At 72.4% G+C, this 17,801-nt stretch carries 15 protein-coding genes, 1 pseudogene and 1 riboswitch; of the genes and pseudogenes, 10 read left to right on the top strand and 6 right to left on the bottom strand.

Translation table 11 applies throughout. The features are described 5' to 3' along the window. Positions 1-102: 102 nt before the first annotated feature. On the top strand, positions 103-753 hold the full coding sequence (locus ACFYZQ_RS06660; RefSeq protein ID WP_389142355.1) for an ATP-binding protein: 651 nt from the start codon (positions 103-105) through the stop codon (positions 751-753). A gap of 316 nt (positions 754-1,069) precedes the next feature. Continuing rightward, positions 1,070-1,690, top strand: a complete 621-nt coding sequence (locus ACFYZQ_RS06655) for a DedA family protein (RefSeq protein WP_389142353.1) — start codon at positions 1,070-1,072, stop codon at positions 1,688-1,690. A 168-nt stretch (positions 1,691-1,858) separates the two neighbouring features. Here the strand turns inward: ACFYZQ_RS06655 and ACFYZQ_RS06650 are convergent, their stop codons facing one another. Further along, positions 1,859-2,317, bottom strand: a complete 459-nt coding sequence (locus ACFYZQ_RS06650) for a flavodoxin family protein (protein WP_389142351.1) — start codon at positions 2,315-2,317, stop codon at positions 1,859-1,861. A 144-nt stretch (positions 2,318-2,461) separates the two neighbouring features. On the opposite strand from ACFYZQ_RS06650, the gene ACFYZQ_RS06645 reads away from it, so the two are divergent. Beyond that, entirely contained in the window at positions 2,462-3,127 is a 666-nt protein-coding gene (locus ACFYZQ_RS06645; protein WP_389142349.1) for a lipoprotein, read from the top strand. 16 nt (positions 3,128-3,143) lie between these two features. Here ACFYZQ_RS06645 and ACFYZQ_RS06640 read toward each other — a convergent pair. Continuing rightward, positions 3,144-3,740, bottom strand: a pseudogene (locus ACFYZQ_RS06640) (GNAT family N-acetyltransferase); the annotation flags it as partial. 274 nt (positions 3,741-4,014) lie between these two features. Beyond that, positions 4,015-4,187: riboswitch (cyclic di-AMP (ydaO/yuaA leader) on the top strand. A gap of 1,016 nt (positions 4,188-5,203) precedes the next feature. On the opposite strand from ACFYZQ_RS06640, the gene ACFYZQ_RS06635 reads away from it, so the two are divergent. Further along, positions 5,204-6,154, top strand: coding sequence for an NlpC/P60 family protein (locus ACFYZQ_RS06635; protein ID WP_389143213.1), 951 nt, complete (start codon positions 5,204-5,206; stop codon positions 6,152-6,154). Here ACFYZQ_RS06635 and ACFYZQ_RS06630 read toward each other — a convergent pair. Next, entirely contained in the window at positions 6,130-7,197 is a 1,068-nt protein-coding gene (locus ACFYZQ_RS06630; RefSeq protein ID WP_389142347.1) for an NAD-dependent epimerase/dehydratase family protein, read from the bottom strand. The two genes, ACFYZQ_RS06635 and ACFYZQ_RS06630, sit on opposite strands and share 25 nt — an antisense overlap. Positions 7,198-7,334: 137 nt before the next feature. On the opposite strand from ACFYZQ_RS06630, the gene ACFYZQ_RS06625 reads away from it, so the two are divergent. Beyond that, the gene (locus ACFYZQ_RS06625) at positions 7,335-8,699 is read left to right on the top strand and encodes an FAD-dependent oxidoreductase (RefSeq protein WP_389142345.1); all 1,365 of its coding nucleotides are present in this window, start codon (positions 7,335-7,337) and stop codon (positions 8,697-8,699) included. Positions 8,700-9,079: 380 nt separating this feature from the next. Here ACFYZQ_RS06625 and ACFYZQ_RS06620 read toward each other — a convergent pair whose 3' ends face one another. Beyond that, entirely contained in the window at positions 9,080-9,925 is an 846-nt protein-coding gene (locus ACFYZQ_RS06620) for a helix-turn-helix domain-containing protein (RefSeq protein WP_389142343.1), read from the bottom strand. Between the two features lie 83 nt (positions 9,926-10,008). Then, entirely contained in the window at positions 10,009-10,821 is an 813-nt protein-coding gene (locus ACFYZQ_RS06615) for a peptidoglycan-binding protein (RefSeq protein ID WP_389142341.1), read from the bottom strand. A 332-nt stretch (positions 10,822-11,153) separates the two neighbouring features. Between ACFYZQ_RS06615 and ACFYZQ_RS06610 the strand changes: the two genes are divergently transcribed. Further along, positions 11,154-11,603, top strand: a complete 450-nt coding sequence (locus ACFYZQ_RS06610; protein ID WP_389142339.1) for a hypothetical protein — start codon at positions 11,154-11,156, stop codon at positions 11,601-11,603. Positions 11,604-11,785: 182 nt separating this feature from the next. Here the strand turns inward: ACFYZQ_RS06610 and ACFYZQ_RS06605 are convergent, their stop codons facing one another. Next, positions 11,786-12,553: a DUF4097 family beta strand repeat-containing protein gene (locus ACFYZQ_RS06605; RefSeq protein ID WP_389142337.1), complete on the bottom strand. Its 768-nt coding sequence runs from the start codon at positions 12,551-12,553 to the stop codon at positions 11,786-11,788. A gap of 295 nt (positions 12,554-12,848) precedes the next feature. On the opposite strand from ACFYZQ_RS06605, the gene ACFYZQ_RS06600 reads away from it, so the two are divergent. From ACFYZQ_RS06600 to ACFYZQ_RS06585, 4 genes are all read left to right on the top strand, one after another. Beyond that, the gene (locus tag ACFYZQ_RS06600; RefSeq protein ID WP_389142335.1) at positions 12,849-14,027 is read left to right on the top strand and encodes a hypothetical protein; all 1,179 of its coding nucleotides are present in this window, start codon (positions 12,849-12,851) and stop codon (positions 14,025-14,027) included. Positions 14,028-14,117: 90 nt separating this feature from the next. Continuing rightward, complete coding sequence (locus ACFYZQ_RS06595) at positions 14,118-14,405, top strand: DUF1232 domain-containing protein (protein WP_389142333.1); 288 nt, start codon at positions 14,118-14,120, stop codon at positions 14,403-14,405. A 34-nt stretch (positions 14,406-14,439) separates the two neighbouring features. Further along, positions 14,440-15,117, top strand: coding sequence for a 2-phosphosulfolactate phosphatase (locus ACFYZQ_RS06590; RefSeq protein ID WP_389142331.1), 678 nt, complete (start codon positions 14,440-14,442; stop codon positions 15,115-15,117). A 113-nt stretch (positions 15,118-15,230) separates the two neighbouring features. After that, positions 15,231-17,729, top strand: coding sequence for a SpoIIE family protein phosphatase (locus ACFYZQ_RS06585; protein ID WP_389142329.1), 2,499 nt, complete (start codon positions 15,231-15,233; stop codon positions 17,727-17,729). The last annotated feature ends 72 nt before the right edge of the window (positions 17,730-17,801 follow it).

Genomic DNA, 17,801 nt, shown 5'->3' with positions numbered 1-17,801 from the left:
AGCCCAGTTGGGGGAGATTGGGCTGCGATCGGGCGCCGCCGTGCCCGGGTCGCCGTCCGTCCCCAGCGGTCCGGCGGCCACGACACCAGCACACCCCCCACGATGCGAGCCGGACGAAAGGCGACGGCGATGCCCCCGCCCTCCCTCCCCCAGCCCCTGCACCGACTCCCCGGCGCCGAGCACCTCGACAACCAGTCCGCAGACGGGCGTCCCCACCGACCGTCGGCGGCGGCACCACCCCTGAGACCACCCGGAGGCGAGCACACCGGTCGACTCCCCGGGCCCGAGGGCCCCGACCGGCTCGCCTCCGGGGCCGAACCGCCCCAGCGGACGCACGCGTTCGCGCTGCCCTCGACCCCGGCATCGGTCGCCCGGGCCCGTGCGAGTGTGCACGAGGCACTCGCCTCCTGGGGCATCGACGGGGACGCGGCCGACAGCGCCGTCCTCATCACCTCCGAGCTCGTCACCAACGCGCTCACGCACTCCGCGGGCGAGCGAATCGTGTGCCGGCTGCGCCTCACCCCCGAGCGGCTGCGCATCGAGGTCGAGGACGACAACCGCGGTCCCTCGCGTCCGGCGCCCCGGCAGCCGGGCCCCGAAGACCAGAGCGGCCGCGGGCTGCTGCTGGTCGAGGCACTGAGCACCGACTGGGGCGTGACGGGCGCCCTCCACCTCTACGGGCGCGTCGTCTGGGCCGAGCTCACGACCACCGTGCACGGCGCCGGACCCGCCACGCCGCCTCTCGCTCCCTGACCCCCCGGCCGCGAAGCCTCCCCCACGCACTCCGCGGCCGCCCCGGCCCATCCCCCACCAGGCCGAAGGACTACCCGCCTGATGATCCACCCCCACTCCACCTGGCGACACGGCTCACATTCCCCCCACCCCCCCCACACCCCCCACACCCCCCTCACCCCACTCGGCCCTCTCGCCCCGGCGCACCCCCGGGTGCGTATGGCTGATCCCTCCTGGACCCGTACCCGCCCCAAGCCGGGCCCGGACCACCCCCAGCGGCGCTCGGGGCACGCCGTGCACTGACGGCACGTCAGCGCCGCTGACGTACGGTGGAGGTATGGCCCCTTCCCTTCCGGGCCCGCTGGCCCACCTGGCACCGCTGCTCGGTCACTACGGTTACTGGGCCGTCGGCGCTGTGGTCTTCGTGGAGGACTTCGGCATCCCCGCTCCCGGCGAGACGATCCTGATCGCCGCGGGCGTGTACGCGGGGGCGGGGCAGCTGAACATCGTGGCCGTGGCGGCCATCGCGTTCGTCGCGGCCGTGCTCGGCGACAACGTGGGCTATCTGATCGGCCGGTCCGGCGGCCGTGCCGCCGTGCACCGGTGGGGCCGGTACGTCCTGCTCACACCGAAGCGCTTCGAGGCGGCCGAGGAGTTCTTCACCCGGCGCGGCGGCGAGATCGTCACCGTGGCGCGGTTCGTCGAGGGACTGCGGCAGGCCAACGGCATCGTCGCGGGCACCACCGGCATGCCCTGGCGGCGGTTCCTGGCGTTCAACGCGCTCGGCGCGGCGCTGTGGGTCGGCCTGTGGACGACCCTGGCCTATCTGGCGGGCAGCCACATCGACAAGGTCTACGAGCAGATCACCCGCTACCAGCGCTACGTCCTCCTCGCCCTCGGCCTGCTGGCCGCCGCCCTGCTCGCCCGCCACCTACTGCGCCGTCGGCGTCAGACCTGACCCGGCGCTCGCCCGGGCCGAGGCCGCCTGACGCGCGGGCGGCCGGGAAGCCGTCCGAGCGGGTCGCGGGGCACGTGGCCGATCCCCCCGGGCGGCGCCGCCCTGCCGCCACACCGGCCCCTGCACGCATCGCGGAGCCCTGCGGCATCGGATGCGCTCAGGGGCTGTTCACGACGCGTCCATCAGGCCCGCGGCGATCGTCGCGCCCAGTTCCCAGCAGGCCTCGGTGTCGGTCCTGCCGGGCTCGCCGGTCACGACGACCGGGTCGGCCGCCCGCCGCCAGCCCAGGCCGGTGGTGATCGTCTCGATGGCGCGCAGCGCCCCGGTGACGTCGCTGCCGCCGTGCACGTACGAGCCGAAGGGGCGGCCGCGCGTCTCGTCCAGGCAGGGATAGTAGATCTGGTCGAAGAAGTGCTTGAGCGCGCCGGAGACGTACCCGAGGTTGGCGGGCGTACCGAGCAGGTATCCGTCGGCGGCGAGCACATCGGACGTCGTCGCGCTCAGGGCCGCACGACGGACCACCCGAACCCCTTCGATCTCCGGGGCCGTGGCCCCGGAGACGACGGCTTCGAACAGGGCCTGGCAGTTGGGCGAGGGCGTGTGGTGGACGATCAGCAGGGTGCGCACATCCGCACCATGCCGTGCCCGCCCTCCGGTCGCAAGGCCGCCGGGGCCCGGCGGTGGCCGGCCGTAAAGGCGTACGGCCCTGTCGGTGCCCTCGGTTAGAGTGACCGACCTGGACAGAGGGGGGTTACAGCGTTGCGTGTCGTGATGGGGTCCGTGCGGGGCAGAGTGGCTCAGGTCGCCCTGCTGGCGGTGGTGTTGGGGGGTTGCGCGGGCTCGCCGGAGGGCGGGGACGTGAAGTCGTCGCCGAGCGCGTCGACGGCGGGCCGGGGCCCCGGGACGGCGACGGGCGAGGTCGCCGAGAGCGCCGGGAGGACAGGAGCCGCCGGTTCGGCCTGCGAGCTGCCCGTGACGTTCGACATCGCCAAGGGCTGGAAGGCGAAGGCGGTCGAGGCCGAGGCGCACGCCGACGGGGTGGCCGGCGACCTCGCCGACGCGCTGCTCCACCAGGGCCCGGTCACCGCCGTGTGCGAGATCGACGCCAAGCCCGCCGGGCACATCGGCTTCCTGCGAGTCTGGAAGGGGAAGCCGGGCGACGCCGACGCGCGTGCCGTCCTGCGGGCCTTCGTGGCGGCGGAGGACAACACGAGCAAGGAGAAGTACCGCGCCTTCCGGACGGGCGGCGTCTCCGGCGTCGAGGTCGAGTACGTCTACACGAGCAAGCTCCTCGACGAGTCGAAGAAGGAGACCGCCCTGGCCGTCACCACACCGCACGGCCCGGTCGTGCTGCACCTCGGCGGGCTCGACACGGAGGAGCACGAGAAGATGCGTCCGGCGTACGAGCTGGCGAAGCGGACCCTGCGCGCCTCGTGAGTGTGCCGCCCGGCCGTCACCGCGGCCGGGTGGAGCGGCCCGGACAGGTGAGGGGGCCGGGTTCCCGCACCGGGATCTCCTGGAAGCCGAGACGGTCGTAGAACGCGCGGGCCGCGGTTTCGGCGGTCACCATTCCCAGGCGGACGGCGGGGACCTCGCGTTCGTTCAGGGCGTTCAGCAGGGTGTCCATCAACCGGCGCCCAGCCGCGCCGCTGCCATGCCGGCAGCAGGTCGATGTGCAGATGTGCGGGGTGGCCGGCCAGTTCCGGCCGGATCATCCGTTCGGGTCGGTGCAGCAGCGCCACCATCTCCTCGCTCGGCGTGCGCGGCGGCGCCGAGGGCTTCGGGTAGCGGTCGGCCACCCGGGGGATCCATGCCTCCCGGAAGTTCTCGACGAACCGCTGCGTGTCCGCCGTCCCGACGACGTATCCCACCGGTCGTCCGTGCCCGGCGTCCAGGACGAAGGCGAGGCCGGCTCCAGTGTGCGGTACGGCTCGGCGAACAGGGTCGGCATCAGGCGGTGGTCCGGACCGAGGGCACGTGAGTCACCGCCGTTGTGGGCCGTGCGGACACCTACCTCGGCGACGCCCGCTCGATCTGACGGACGGTAGGGCGAGGGTGGGGCATGGAGTCCATGAGCGCCATCCTGAAGCCCATGGAAGCGGTCCCATGACGTCCGGGAAACAGGCCGGCTTGGGTCCGCAGGCGGTTCAACGCCGCGACTTCGAAGACGGTTTGAGCGATCTTCACCAAATGATCACCAGCAGCAAGACGAATATCACAATTACGTATCGGACATTCCGCGCTTCAACCTTCACACCAGCCACACAAGTTGGCTAGGTTGGCGACCAGACCGCACGGCTCCCCCCGGCGAACCCCGTCGGGCCGCGCGGCCTCCGCCGAGTCCGGTGTGCCTGCGGGGCAGCCGGAGCCGGGGACCCAACCGACTTGGGGTGAATCGGCCCGACCGCCCGACGGGGCAGGGGCCGTAGGGCATGCCTTCCACCATCGACCGCCCGAACCCGCCAGCTAACCCGGTAGGCGGAGCACGGAAGGAGTACGTCCCCCATGGCGCGCGAAAGCCGCGACGAGGTTCGGCAGCGAATCGACAGCCTTTACGACCAGACCGAGAACGCCACGGGGAACTTCAACGCGACCCGCGCGACATCAGGGGGAACGCGCGGTCGGGGTGTACGCCTGCGCAGGCCGGACAGGGGTGCCGATCCCGGTCTGGACAACATCGCCCGGCAGTGGATGACGGGGGCCCGCTCCAAGCTGGGCCCCACCGTTCCCGCCGCGGTGCCCTCGGACCGGACGCCGTCGCGCGCGTCCAACGCCGCGCTGGACAATGTCGCCCGGGAGTGGATGACGGGGGCGCGTTCCAAGCTGGGCCCCACCGTTCCAGCGGTACTGCCCAAGGACCGCATGCCCAAGCGTTCGCCGCAGGGGCGCCCTGGCGCCGATGTCCCGATCCCGCCAGAGCTGCTGGAAGCGGCCGAGCGCTCCCTGCCGGAGCTGACCGCCGGGCCCTCCGGGAAGACGGGCGGCCGTGCCGTGCCAGAACTGACAGCGCGTCCCAGAGCGGAACTGACCGCCGGGCCCGTCGCCGCGCTGCCGGCCGTGCCGGAGCCGCGGCGGGAGACCCCCATGGCGCTGCCCGCTGCCGAGCCGCGGCGGTCCTCGCCGCTGGCCTCGAAGGGGAAGAACCAGCAGAAGCTCGCCGCGGCCCGCGACCTCCTCGCCCGCCGGATCGCACAGCCTGACTCGTCCGCGCCCCGCCCCACGGCCGAGCCCGCGCGTCCCGCCACGGAGGCTTGGCGCGGCGACCCGGAGCAGACCCTTCAGCCCGAGGAGCAGGAGTGGCTGCGCCAGCAGTGGTCCGGGCTCAGTGGGGGCCTGTCCGCCGTGGGTGGTGCCACCGCCCGCAGAGGTGCGACGGCCGGGACGGGCGCGATGGCCGGTGCCGACGTGGCCACGCCCGCGGGTCCGACCCCCGGCGCGCCCATGGGCGTTGCCGCCCAGGGCGCCACCCCCATGACCGGCACCGGCACCGGCACCTTCAGCGTCCCCAACCCTCTGACGGACAGCGGCGCCTTCGCCGTCCCCAACCCGGTCGCGAACACCGGCGCCTTCGCCGTCCCCAACCCCGTCGCGAACACCGGCACCTTCGCCGTCCCCAACCCCGTCGCGAACACCGGCACCTTCGCCGTCCCCAACCCCGTCGCGAACACCGGCACCTTCAGCGTCCCCAACCCCCTGACCGACAGCGGCGCCTTCGCCGTCCCCAACCCCGTCGCGAACACCGGCACCTTCGCCGTCCCCAACCCGGTCGCGAACACCGGCACCTTCGCCGTCCCCAACCCCCTGACCGACAGCGGCGCCTTCGCCGTCCCCAACCCCGTCGCGGGTACAGGGACCTTCAGCGTCCCCAACCCGGTGGCGAACACCGGCACGGTCACCGCCGCCGCTCCCCTCACCAACACGGCGACCGTCACCGCCCCCACCCCCGCTCCCAGCACGGGTGCCTTCAGCGTCCCCAACCCCCTCCTGAGCGCTGGAACGGTCACCGCCGCTCCCCTCGTGACCGACTCCGGCGCCTTCGCCACCGTCAACCCTCTCGTGGCGCCCACCCCCGCCCCTGCCCCCGCACCCGCCCCGGCCCCGTTCGAAAGCAGGGCCGCGAAGGCGCTGGCCTTCGCCCGGGCGCAGATCGGGCGGCCCTGCGTGTGGGGTGCGACCGGACCGGGCTCCTACGACTGCTCGAGTCTGACCCAGGCGGCCTGGCGATCCGCGGGCGTGACGCTGCCGCGTGCCGCGCGGGAGCAGGCGGACGCCGGCACCCCGGTGCCCCTGAGTGACGCGCAGCCCGGGGACCTCGTGTTCTTCTTCGACGACGCGAGCCACGTCGGCCTGTACGTCGGCAACGGCATGATGATCCACGCGCCGGGTCAGGGCGCGTACATCCGCGAGGAGTCGGTCTACGGCGCCGGGGAGGCGGCGATTCAGCGGGTGATGCGGCCCGCGTGAGACCGGCCGCGCCAGCTCTCGTAGTGGTCGAGCAGGGTCTCCTGGACCGGTCGGTAGGTGAGACCCAGCTCGCGCACGCTCCGGCTGTTGTCGACGCGGAAGCGGATGCCGAGGTGCCCCCGGATGTAGTCCTGGGTGAGGCCGAAGGCCGGGCCCAGGACGCGCACCGGCCAGTGCGGCAGCGCGGTGCGGGGCAGACGGAGGTCGTGGGGGTGGCGGGCGCGGATGACGCGGGACATCTCGCGGAAGGACGTCATGGTCTCGGCCGCGACGATGTAGCGGCCCTTCGCCGCCGGGTTCTCCGCGGCGAGGATGTGCGCGTCGGCGACGTCCCGCACGTCCGCCGTCGTGAAGCTGAAGTCCGGGGCGCCGTAGCAGAAGTAGCCCTTGAACAGCTCGTCGAGCAGGAAGAGGCTGCCCGATGCGGACGCGGGAGTGAGTGAGGGGCCGAGGATCAGGCCGGGGTTGACGGACACCATCCGCCAGCGGTCCTGGGCCCGTTCGGCCTCCCACGCGGTGCGCTCCGCGACGGTCTTCGCGTAGTGGTACGGGTTGTTCTCCACCGTGCTCGTGGTGTTGAAGTACTTCTCCGACAGCACCTGGCCGTCCATGGCGAGGACGTCCGCGTAGTCGCCGAACACGGCGCCGACCGTGGAGGTGAACACCAGCGTCCGCACCGACGGGGTGCGCTCCACCGACGCGAGCACGTTGCGGGTGCCCCGCACGGCCGGGTCGACGACGTCCCGGCGGCCGTCCTTGATCTTCTCCGGCATGAGGAACGGCGACGCCACGTGGAAGACGACCGCACAACCGCGCATCGCCTCGTCGAAGGAGTCATCCTCGAGCAGGTCGGCCTCGAACAGCGCCAGTTGCCCGGGGAAGGCCTCCTGCAGTTCCCACAGGGGCCGCACCTTCGCCGGGTGGGCGATCCTGCGCACGGTCGCGTGCACCTGGTAGCCGCGTTCCAGCAGCCGCCGCACCAGATGGCTGCCGACGAACCCGCTGCCGCCGGTCACCAGGACGGTCGTCGAACCGGGATCCATCGTCACACCCACCATCCCACCCACCCCATAAGATCGGTTTATGAGCTCATAGAACGGACCCGCGTACTGAGTTAGGCGTACCTTAGTTTAGGCTTCCCGATCGAGTCGCCTGTTCATCGCTCGAAGGGAAGCTGATCATGCCGCGCCCGCTGCGGGTAGCCATAGTCGGAGCCGGCCCGGCCGGGATCTACGCCGCCGACGCCCTGCTCAAGTCCGAGGTGGCGGCCGACCCCGGCGTGTCCATCGACCTCTTCGAGCGGATGCCCGCCCCGTTCGGCCTGATCCGCTACGGCGTCGCGCCCGACCACCCGCGTATCAAGGGCATCATCACGGCCCTGCACCAGGTGCTCGACAAGCCGCAGATCAGGCTGTTCGGCAACGTCGACTACCCGACCGACATCAACCTCGACGACCTGCGCGCCTTCTACGACGCGGTGATCTTCTCCACCGGCGCGACGGCCGACCGCGAGCTGCCGATCCCCGGTATCGGACTCGACGGCTCCTACGGCGCCGCGGACTTCGTGTCCTGGTACGACGGCCACCCGGACGTGCCGCGCACCTGGCCGCTCGAGGCCGAGAAGGTCGCCGTGCTCGGCGTCGGCAACGTCGCCCTCGACGTGGCCCGCGTCCTGGCCAAGACCGCCGACGAACTGCTGCCGACCGAGATCCCGCCGAACGTGTACGAGGGCCTGAAGGCCAACAAGGCCCTGGAGATCCACGTCTTCGGCCGCCGCGGCCCGGCCCAGGCGAAGTTCAGCCCGATGGAGCTGCGCGAACTGGACCACTCCCCGAACATCGAGGTCATCGTCGACCCCGAGGACATCGACTACGACGAGGGCTCGATCGAGACCCGGCGCGGGAACAAGCAGGCCGACATGGTCGCCAAGACGCTGGAGAACTGGGCGATCCGCGACGTGGGCGACCGGCCGCACAAGCTGTTCCTGCACTTCTTCGAGTCGCCGTCCGAGATCCTCGGCGAGGACGGCAAGGTCGTCGGCCTGCGCACCGAGCGCACCGAGCTGGACGGCACCGGCAACGTCAAGGGCACCGGCCAGTTCAAGGACTGGGACGTCAGCGCGGTCTACCGTGCGGTCGGTTACCTCTCCGACAAGCTCCCCAAGTTGCCCTGGGACATCGACTCGGGCACGGTCCCGGACGAGGGCGGCCGGGTCATCGAGGAGAGCGGCGCGCACCTGCAGTCCACGTACGTCACCGGCTGGATCCGGCGCGGCCCGGTGGGCCTGATCGGTCACACCAAGGGCGATGCGAACGAGACGGTGGCCAACCTCCTGGACGACTTCGCGAACGCCCGGCTGCACACGCCCTCTTCGCCCGCCCCCGAGGCCGTGGACGCCTTCCTCGCCGAGCGGAACGTCCGCTACACCACCTGGGAGGGCTGGTACCGCCTGGACGCCGCCGAGAAGGCGCTGGGGGAGCCGCAGGGCCGGGAGCGCGTGAAGATCGTCGAGCGCGAGGACATGCTGCGGGAGAGCGGGGCGTAAGCCCCCGTCAGGTCGCCGCGGTCCTGCAAGGGGATCGCCGGCCTCCGGGCCCCGCACGGCTGGTCCCCCCTGTCGAACCGATGACCGGGGGGTGTCGCCGGGTCCGAGAGGCGCCGTCGGAGATGCTGATGAGAGGTCCGACTCCCGCCCGGCAAGGCGCGCCGTCCGGCCGAACACGGACGACACGTCTGTATGACGTGGTCGTCCGACAAGGCCCGCCCGGTCCCCACTCCCGTTCTGATCCAGACGTCTGACCCGCCACACGGATGGAACCGCCACCGGGCTTCAGGCATGACATCCACCTTGCCGTCGCCGACGAGAACGGCCGCCTCGTCGTCGATGAAGCGGATCGGGAAGTCCGCCCGCGCGGCTATGCAAGCTCAGGAACCCGCATTGAAGCACTCCCGGCCGGGTCGGTCAGCCGAAGGGTAGTAACAGCACCGCAGTCCTGTGGCGTGCGCAGCGGCGATCATGGTGGTGGTGACCATCTCTCCAGCCGTCGGCAGGGAAGTTGGAGCGGTGACGGCCTGACCGTGCCCGTCAGGACTCGTGATCTCGATGCGGAAACCACCATGTGTGGGCCGGCTGCGTATCCATCCGGACCGGCAGCTGGGACTGAGGCGGATTTCCAGCCGGGTGCCATCGGCCGCCGTGCGCGAACCCACTGTTACGGGATCTTCGCACGCCGTTGTCAGCGGATCACGGCCCTCGCAGGAGCGCAGTCGGCAAATGGGCGGGCGCACGGCGGCCGTCGAACCGGTTCCATAGGAGGCGTGGATGACAGCGGCTGGTGCGAGCATCACCGTACACAGGACGAGAACCCCCGCCGTGGTGGCCCGAGGCCGTGTGGCGATCAGGGCGGAAGCAGCGACCAGGGCTCGATGCACGAAACCGCCGGTGGCCTCGGGCTCCCTGCCGTCGGCGCCACCAGCAAGGTGCTCTGTGGCCTGATCCGGCCGGAATGCGGTCGATGTCGCGGTGTGCCCCCGCCGGCTCCAGGCCGCATCCGCGCGTTCCCACCGGAGCAGCACGGCTTCCTCGCTCACCCGCGCTGCCCGGCACAGCGCCTGCACGGCATGCTGGGGAGGGAACTGCTTGGCGTTGAGATAGCGTTCCCAGGACGACTTGCTGATGGCGGTCGTTCGTCCCAGCTCCGTCAGACTCAGACGGCTGCGGTCCTTGAGTCGCCGCAGCTCCCTGACCAGATCCCGGTACTCGGCGGGCAAGGTCTGCGGCAGCGTCCGCCAGTGGGACCTCCCCGGTAAGTGTCTCATCGTTTGGGCTTCCCCTTCTGGTTCGCGGTAGATGGTCACTCCACGTGACGCAGCAAGGACCACGTCTGCTCACCGACGATTCCGTCCGGGGAGACGTGGTCCTGCTGCTGCAGTGTCTTCACCTGCGCTTCCGTCCGCTTGCCGAAGTACCCGTCCACGTCGCCCGGCGAGAGGTGATGGCGGCGCAGCAGGCATTGGACTTCCGCCACGTCGGGACCCGTGCTGTTCAATGCGACGAGGTGGGAGCTGGTGGTGCTGTTGCCGGCGAGCATCAGATCCCCGTGTCTCACGTAGACACAGCTGTACCTGCCCACTTCGGTGGCCGTGCCCGCCGGATGGCCAGCAGCGTTCGGGCGGTCGACGATCAGCCACCCGGACACGACGGCGGAGAGCAACAGGGCGCCTCCCACGACGGACAAGGCCACCCCGTGCACTCTCTCCTGCTTCTGATCGTGCTCTCGGTCCTCGCCCAGGTCGTGCTCTCGGTCCTCGCCCAGGCCCACGGACGAAGAGGGAGGACCGGAGGGGGCGAGAGCCCGTTGGGGGGCCGTCTCCGCGTCAGGACCAGGATGGCGGCGTTCCCTCGTTGTACCGGATTCCTGTGCTGCGTGTCGCAGGGCCAGCAGTGGTGAGGCGTCGGCATCGGTCAGACCGGCGAGGGCTTCGACCGCCGCGGCGGGCGGCAGTACCTTGCCGTTGAGGTACCGCTCCCACGACGAGCCGCTGAAAGGCGTCTTGGCCTGGAGCATCTGCAGCGTGAGGCCGCTGTGGTCCTTCAACCGCCGCAGTTCTTGAACAAGTTGCCGGCCGTTCGGGTCCAAGGTCTCGGGTAGCTCTCTCCACCTCATGGCATCCCCCTGAGTACGAGTCTCCTGGAAGCCGAGCCTTCTCTGCGACCCCACCTGCCCCGAACCTGCGCCGCGTCGGAGGAATCCGGCAATTGGCGTCACGCCCCCACGACGCCATGAGATTTCCCGAGAAACCGTCTCCATACACACATCGCCGCAGGTCAGGGTCTGGGAATGTCCCGGGACATCGCGAGACGCCCGATACGTATGGCGGCCGGCGCAGCTTCTTCGGAAAGCTCGCTCGGGCCACACCACTTCGAGGACCTCGGTTCCAGGCGCTCCGCGTCCAGCCGGGCCGACTCGACCCATTCGCCACCCACATGGGGGATCACATGCAGATGGTCGGCAAGTCGAAAATGGCCAAGCTACTGTCCGTGGCGGCTGCAGCGGTGAGTATCGCAGTGCAGACTGCGGGGCCCGCCGCCGCAGCCGACGACGGGCATCTCATCAAGACGGACCCCAGCCCGTGCGGCGGACAGGAGTTCGTCGACTACGGTCCCGGCGCTGCCGGAGGGGGGGACAACGACGACTACTTCCTCATCCACGACTACTGCAGCGATGGCCATGGCGTGAAAGCATGGGCCTGGCAGAACGGAACGTATCTGGGCGGAAAGTACAACGGCAACGGCTTGAACGGCGCTGCCGTCGTCTGGGACCCCTTCATCAACGGCAACGTCGCACCGGGCGACGCTGTCGGCATGAAGGTGTGCCTCGTCGACGGCGACAGCGACCCGACGCCCTTCGACTGCAAGTCCTACACCTTCACCAGCCAGGACGGCTGACTCGACTCCGCTGCCGGCAGCCCCCCTGGCGGTCCCCGCGGTCCTCCCGGCCGGCGAGCTATCTCGACCGTCTTGAGGGCACGGCGCTGATGCGGCAGATCAGCTCGGTCATCGAGCGGTTCCGGGACGAACTGCCGAACCAGCGTCCGCCCCGCGCGTTCCCGCACCGAACCCGGGCCGGGTCAGCCGGTCGTGGCGGTGACGTCGCCGTTGACGGTGGTGAGGGACATACGGTGGCCGCCGGCCGCGGACGCGGTGGGAACCGTCACCGACGGGCGGCCGTTCGCCGCCCGGGCCGTGATCCGGTAGGCGGGGGCGCCGTGCGACACGCCCACACGGACCGACCCGTTGGTGGTGGCCGCCGTGACCGTGGCCGGCGCGGTCGCGCAGTCGAGGTCCACGTCCCCGTTGACCGTCCCGGCCCGCAACCGCCCCGCGTCGAGGGCGGTCGCGCGCACCGACCCGTTGCGGGTGGCGAGCCGTACGGTGGCCCCGTCGCGTCCGGAACGGGTCACCGTGACATCCCCGTTGACGGTCGTCAGGTCCAGTGCGCCGGACACCCCCGCCGCGTCGATGCCGGCGTCGCGCGCCGAGACGGTGACGGCCGTGCCCGCCGGGACGTCCACTTCGGGCAGGCGGGGGCAGCGGTCCGCCCGATCGCCGTGCGCCGGGCAGGACAGGTCCAGGACCCAGGTGTCACCTTGGTGGGTCCAGTGCCGGTCGACCCGCCGGTCCACGTCGGCCGCGGGACCGTCGGCCGGGCGCAGCCGCAGCCCGTTGTCGGTGGTGATCACCAGGCGGGCGGCCCCGGATCCGCCCGGCAGGGCCGCGAGCGGACGGCCGCCCACACGATGGTCCCCGTGCCCCCCGCCCGAGCAGGCCGCGGCGGCGAGGACGACCGCGAGGAGGGCGGCCGCACGCCGTAAGGGCGTGCTTCTCGTCATATCCATGCGGGGCGGGTTCCCCCGCCTACGGGAGTCCATCGTCACGCCGCGGGCCGCACACGGGCATGGCGGGCGGACGGGGTCCGCCCCTAAGCGGATGGTGGGCAGGCCCCGTCCGCGCCCCATTGTCGTGCCCGGGGACATTCCAGCGGTATGTGTGAAGCAGCACCCCCGGGAGTGCGCCGCGCACACCCCGTGCGTGCGACACGATCCCCGGTGAAACGCGGCCCCCGCCTGAGGCGCCGCGATCAACGGCCGCAATACTGGAGGGCACCCGCCGTCCCCCTCCGCAGATTGGCTCATGTCGAACTCCGCCACCGACCGCGCCACCACCCCCCGCACCGTATGGCTGGCCCGCGGCCGCCACACCGGTTCCATCGCCGAGGACGTCCTCCGCCGTACCCTGCGCCGGCTGAAGGTGGACGAGGTGCTCGACGACTTCTCCGAACCACCGGACCCGGAGGACACACCCGGACGGGTCTTCGAAGCCCGCTGGCGGGCCCCGGGCGGGGTGACCGTACGAGCCCGCCTGACCCTGCTGCCCCCGCAGATCCGGGAGGACGGCAGGGAGTGGACCCTCGTCGCGGAGGCGGAGCGGCCCTGGGACGACGCGTGGCCGTCGCCCGCCACGATGTTCTGGCCGGACGACTCCGACGGTACGGACACCGCCTGGGACCATCACCACTCCGTGCCGGAGCTGCGCCTCAGGCGCGTCAACCCGCTCCCCGCCGACGACAAGGACATGCGGCGCGTCCTGCGGAGCGCGGCGCGCGAGTCCTGGTGCGTCAACGTCGTGGTGCACGAGGCGATGACCCCGGACGAACGCGGCAAGCTGCCGCTGGCCCGTCTGCTGCCACCGGGGCTGCGGCACCGGGTCGTGGAACACCGGGCCGCCCCGCAGCAGCTGCGCGCCGTCAACTACGCCCTGAAGGACCTCGGCGTCGAGGTGCCGCGCGGCGGTGCGGTGGTCCTGCCTCCGCAGCCGGCCCCGCCCGGGTACGACGGCAAGGACTTCTCGGTGCGCAGCGTCTTCCTGGACGGCTCGGAACCGGCCGAACTCATCGGCGTACTGCGCCGCTTCACCACTCTTCCCCGGCCGCTCCCCGAGGGCGCGGAAGAGGCGCTGGCCGGTCTGCGGGAGAAGTGGACGCTGCTGACCGTCGAGGAGGACCTCGCCCGCCACAGGGAGCTCGTCGCCAGGTACGCCGAGGCGCTCGAGGCCATGACGAAGTCCCGCGACCTCTACCGGGAGGCCGCAGAGCGCGCGAGCGAGGCACTCGCCGCCTACCGGGACGCGCCCGCCCCGCCCGCCGAGCAGCCCGCCGAGCCACCGGCGTCCCCGCTGCAGCAGCTGACCCGGACCTTCGAACGCCTCAAGATCACCGCCATGGGGCTGCGGCCGTCGCCCGCTCCGGCCGCCACGTACCCGGCCGACGACACCGACGAGGGCGAGGCGGAGGGCACGGACCGGACTTCGTGACCCGTCCGAGAAGGCGATAGGGCGGGCGGTACGGGGAAAGCGAGAGGGAACCGAGCCGCCCGAGGTCCGAGAGGGCCGGGAGGAGACCTCATGGACGGGACCACAACCTGGTTCGTGGTCGCCGCGGTCGTCGCCGCGGCCCTGCTGGTGGCGGCTCTCGCCGTCCTCGTACGGCTGGTGCGCACCCGGCGGACCCTGCGCCGGGCCGGTCTGCCCACCGGATCGCGCTGGGTGTTCTGGGGCGCCGTCCTCTATCTGGTCCTTCCCACCGACCTGCTGCCCGACCCCGTGTACCTGGACGACATCGGCGTCCTGCTCCTCGCCCTGCGCAGCATGCGGGCCGCCCGGCCGCTGCCGCCGGACGAGGCCGAATCCTGACGCCCCTCGGACCTGCCCGGCCCACCATGGTGCGATGCAACCCACGTTCACCGGGGTCCCCGGGCTGTCCGCGACACCCGACGTCGCCGTCGTCATCGATGTGATGCGCGCGTTCACCGTGGCCGCCGGGGCCTTCCGGCAAGGGGCCGAGCGAATAGTCTTCGCCGAGACCGCCGAGGATGCGCTGGAACTGAAGGCCCGCCACCCCGGCTGGCTGGCCTTCCAGGACGGCGAGCCGAAGCCCGGCTTCGACCTGGCCAACTCCCCCGCCCACCTGCGCTCGCTCGACCTGGCGGGCCGCACCGTGGTGCAGAAGACCACCGCCGGCACCGTCGGCGCGCTGGCCGTCGCCGACGCCCGGCTCCTGCTGTGCGCCAGTTTCGCCGTGGCCGGTGCGACGGCGAGGCTCCTGCGCCGCGAACGGCCCGCGGCGGTCACCTTCGTCGTCACCGGCGACGGCGGCGAGGCCGAGGAGGACCTGGCCTGCGCCCAGTACATCGCGGCCCGCGCCACCTCCGACACGGCCGACCCGGCCCCCTACGTCACCCGCGCCCGGAACTCCGGCGGCGCCGCCCGTCTCGCGGACGGGGTCCGGCGCGGCTGGGCGGGCGTCCACCCCGAGGACGTGGGGCTGTGTCTCGAGGTGGACACCTGCGGGTTCGCCATGGTGGCCCGGCAGGAGGAGGGGCGGCTGGTGCTCCGGGCGGTGTGAGCGACGCCGCCCTGGAACACAGCTCTTACCGTCCGCCCAGGTGCGGTTCTCGGCCGTCGTGACGCATTCTTGCTGTGTCACCCACCCGGCGGAGCACGGACGAGGCAGGGGCGATGACTGGGAGCGGGGAGCGCGCAGGCCGGGCCCGCGGACGGCTGGCCCGGCTGCTCGTCGACGCCTCGAACCGGGCGCTCGCAACCGCCGACGGACGCGTGAGCGGTGTGTACCTGCCCTCCGCCACACCGGGACTGCTCCGGCTCGCGGTGCTGGTGGGGCTGCCCGGGCCGCTGTTCAAGCCGTGGTGGCAGCTGCATGTGAAACAGCCTTTTCCGGTCGCCGACGCCTACCGGCTCGGCGTCCAGGTGGCGCTGGCGAACGCCACGGAGACGGTACGCCGCTACCCTCAGCTGGCGGCCGGTCTGCCGTTCCAGTTCGGATCGCTCTACGTGCCCGTGCCGGGTGCGAGGTCGGCCATGGGGGTGCTGACCGTGCTGCGGCCGGCGGCCGTCGACGCGGCCGACGAACTGCCCGACCCCGACGCCCTGGTCCCGCTCGCCGAGGACCTGGGCGCCGAGCTGCGGCTCCTCGGAGACGGCGACGAGGGCGCGGTCGTCTGGGACGGGGAGCCGCTGTGCGCACGCCCGTCCTCGGCGTCCCCCGTGCCCTGGCCGGTCGGCCGGTTCACCTGGGACCCGGCGACGTCCGCGGTGACCGCGGACGGCGGGCTGCACGACCTGCTGGGCGTGCGACCCGGGGATCTCATCGGCACCGGGGAGGCCCTCGCACAGACCCTGGCCGCGTCCGACGCCGACCGGATCACGGCGGCGCTCGCCGAGACGGCCGCCGGGAGACCTCCCCCGCTGCCGCTGCACGTCCGGACCGACGACGGCACCCCGAGGCTGGTGGAACTGTGGGCGCCGGAGCACTCCTCCGGTACGTCCCCGGTGCGGGGCCTGGTGCTCGAACCCGGCCCCGCCATGTCCGGTGACGCGGCGGCCGACCAGCTGCCGCAGGGCGTGTTCCGCCTCGACCGGCTCGGCGTCGTCAGCTACGCCAATCCGGCCGCGGCCCGTCTGCTGGGCCAGGAGCGCGCGCGGCTGCTCGGGCGTCCCTTCGGGGACGTCCTGCCGTGGCTCAGCAGGCCGCCGTACGAGGACCACCTCCGCGGTGCCCTGCTCTCCCCGGAGCCGGTGCACTTCCACGTCCGGCGGCCGGGAGACGGTGACAGCGACTGGCTCGCGCTGTCCCTGCATCCCGGCCCGGACGGGCTGACCTGCGCCGTCGTCCCGGCGAACCGGATGGACCCGGCGGCGGACACCCATGTCGACCTGCCACCGGCCGAGCCCGTACCGGGTGACGCGGTCGATCCCGCCATCGCCCCGCTGTACCGGCCCATCGCCCTCGCCATCGCGCTGACCGACGCCGTCACCGCCCGTCAGGTGTCCGAGGTCGTCATGCGGGAGCTGCTGCCCGCCTTCGGCGGCCGGCGTCTGGCGATCTACCTGCTGCAGGAGCGACATCTGTACCTGGCCTGGGAGACCGGCTTCCCGCAGGGCTTCCTCGCGCCCTTCGACGGGGTCGGCCTCGACGCGCACCTGCCCGGCGTGGAGACGCTCACCACGGGCCGGCCGATCTTCTTCGAGTCCATGCAGCAGCTCAACGCCTGCTACCCGGGCATCCCGCTGGACGCCACGGAGGGCGCCCGTGCCTTCCTGCCGCTGATCGCCTCGGGACGCCCGGTCGGCTCCTGCATTCTGGGCTTCGAGCGCCCGCGCCGGTTCAGCACCGAGGAACGCACCGTCCTCACCGCGCTCGCCGGACTGATCGCACACGCTATGGAGAAGGCGCAGCGCTACGACTCCGAGGCGGCGCTCGCCCGGGGACTGCAGCAGGCGCTGCTGCCCCGGCGGCTGTCGGCGCATCCGCGGGTGGAGACCGCCGGACGGTATCTGCCCGGCACCCAGGGCATGGACGTCGGCGGTGACTGGTACGACGTCGTGGAGGCCGGGGACGGTCTGGCGCTCGTCATCGGGGACGTCCAGGGGCACGGGGTGCAGGCGGCGGCGACCATGGGGCAGCTGCGCAGCGCGGTTCGGGCCTTCGCACTCGGCGACCGGCCGCCCGACGAGGTGATGAGCGGCACGAACCGCCTGCTCATCGACCTCGACCCCGGACAGTTCGCCAGCTGCTGCTACCTGCGCCTCGACCCCGCCACCGGGGCGGCCCGGGTGGCCCGCGCCGGGCATCCGCCGCCGCTGCTGCGCTCCCCCGACGGGCGCACCCGCGTCCTCGACCTCCCCGGCGGTGTCGTCCTGGGCGTCGACCCGCGCGCCCAGTATCCGGTGACGGAGCTGACGCTGGAGCCCGACGCGATCCTCGCCCTGTACACGGACGGGCTCGTCGAGCGGCCCGGTGCGGACATCGACGCCGGGATCGGCGCGCTGCGGGCAGCCCTCGCCCGGGCGGGTGCCGCCGCCGGGCGCCGCGGTGGCCGCTCCCTGTCCGGTGTGGCGGACCGCCTCACCTCGACGGCCCGGCACGCCACCGACCGCCCCGACGACGTCGCCCTGCTGCTGGCGACCCGGCGGACGGCAGCGGTGCGCCCGCGGTGACCGCGGGCGCACCCATGCCCCCGGCACGTGCCCCACGACGGCGGCCCTCCCGTCCCCCCCAGCCCCTCGCCT

This window comes from Streptomyces sp. NPDC001843, from assembly GCF_042891955.1.
In the GTDB taxonomy this organism is placed as follows: Bacteria; Actinomycetota; Actinomycetes; order Streptomycetales; family Streptomycetaceae; genus Streptomyces.
Note: the sequence above shows the minus strand (reverse complement) of the source record. Positions and strands in the feature narration are given on the sequence as shown.

Coding starts and splice junctions, on each gene's coding strand:
- ACFYZQ_RS06660 (WP_389142355.1), top strand. CDS start 103: ATGCGAGCCGGACGAAAGGCGACGGCGATGCCCCCGCCCTCCCTCCCC.
- ACFYZQ_RS06655 (WP_389142353.1), top strand. CDS start 1,070: ATGGCCCCTTCCCTTCCGGGCCCGCTGGCCCACCTGGCACCGCTGCTC.
- ACFYZQ_RS06645 (WP_389142349.1), top strand. CDS start 2,462: ATGGGGTCCGTGCGGGGCAGAGTGGCTCAGGTCGCCCTGCTGGCGGTG.
- ACFYZQ_RS06630 (WP_389142347.1), bottom strand. CDS start 7,197: ATGGATCCCGGTTCGACGACCGTCCTGGTGACCGGCGGCAGCGGGTTC.
- ACFYZQ_RS06625 (WP_389142345.1), top strand. CDS start 7,335: ATGCCGCGCCCGCTGCGGGTAGCCATAGTCGGAGCCGGCCCGGCCGGG.
- ACFYZQ_RS06615 (WP_389142341.1), bottom strand. CDS start 10,821: ATGAGGTGGAGAGAGCTACCCGAGACCTTGGACCCGAACGGCCGGCAA.
- ACFYZQ_RS06610 (WP_389142339.1), top strand. CDS start 11,154: ATGCAGATGGTCGGCAAGTCGAAAATGGCCAAGCTACTGTCCGTGGCG.
- ACFYZQ_RS06605 (WP_389142337.1), bottom strand. CDS start 12,553: ATGGATATGACGAGAAGCACGCCCTTACGGCGTGCGGCCGCCCTCCTC.
- ACFYZQ_RS06600 (WP_389142335.1), top strand. CDS start 12,849: ATGTCGAACTCCGCCACCGACCGCGCCACCACCCCCCGCACCGTATGG.
- ACFYZQ_RS06595 (WP_389142333.1), top strand. CDS start 14,118: ATGGACGGGACCACAACCTGGTTCGTGGTCGCCGCGGTCGTCGCCGCG.
- ACFYZQ_RS06590 (WP_389142331.1), top strand. CDS start 14,440: ATGCAACCCACGTTCACCGGGGTCCCCGGGCTGTCCGCGACACCCGAC.
- ACFYZQ_RS06585 (WP_389142329.1), top strand. CDS start 15,231: ATGACTGGGAGCGGGGAGCGCGCAGGCCGGGCCCGCGGACGGCTGGCC.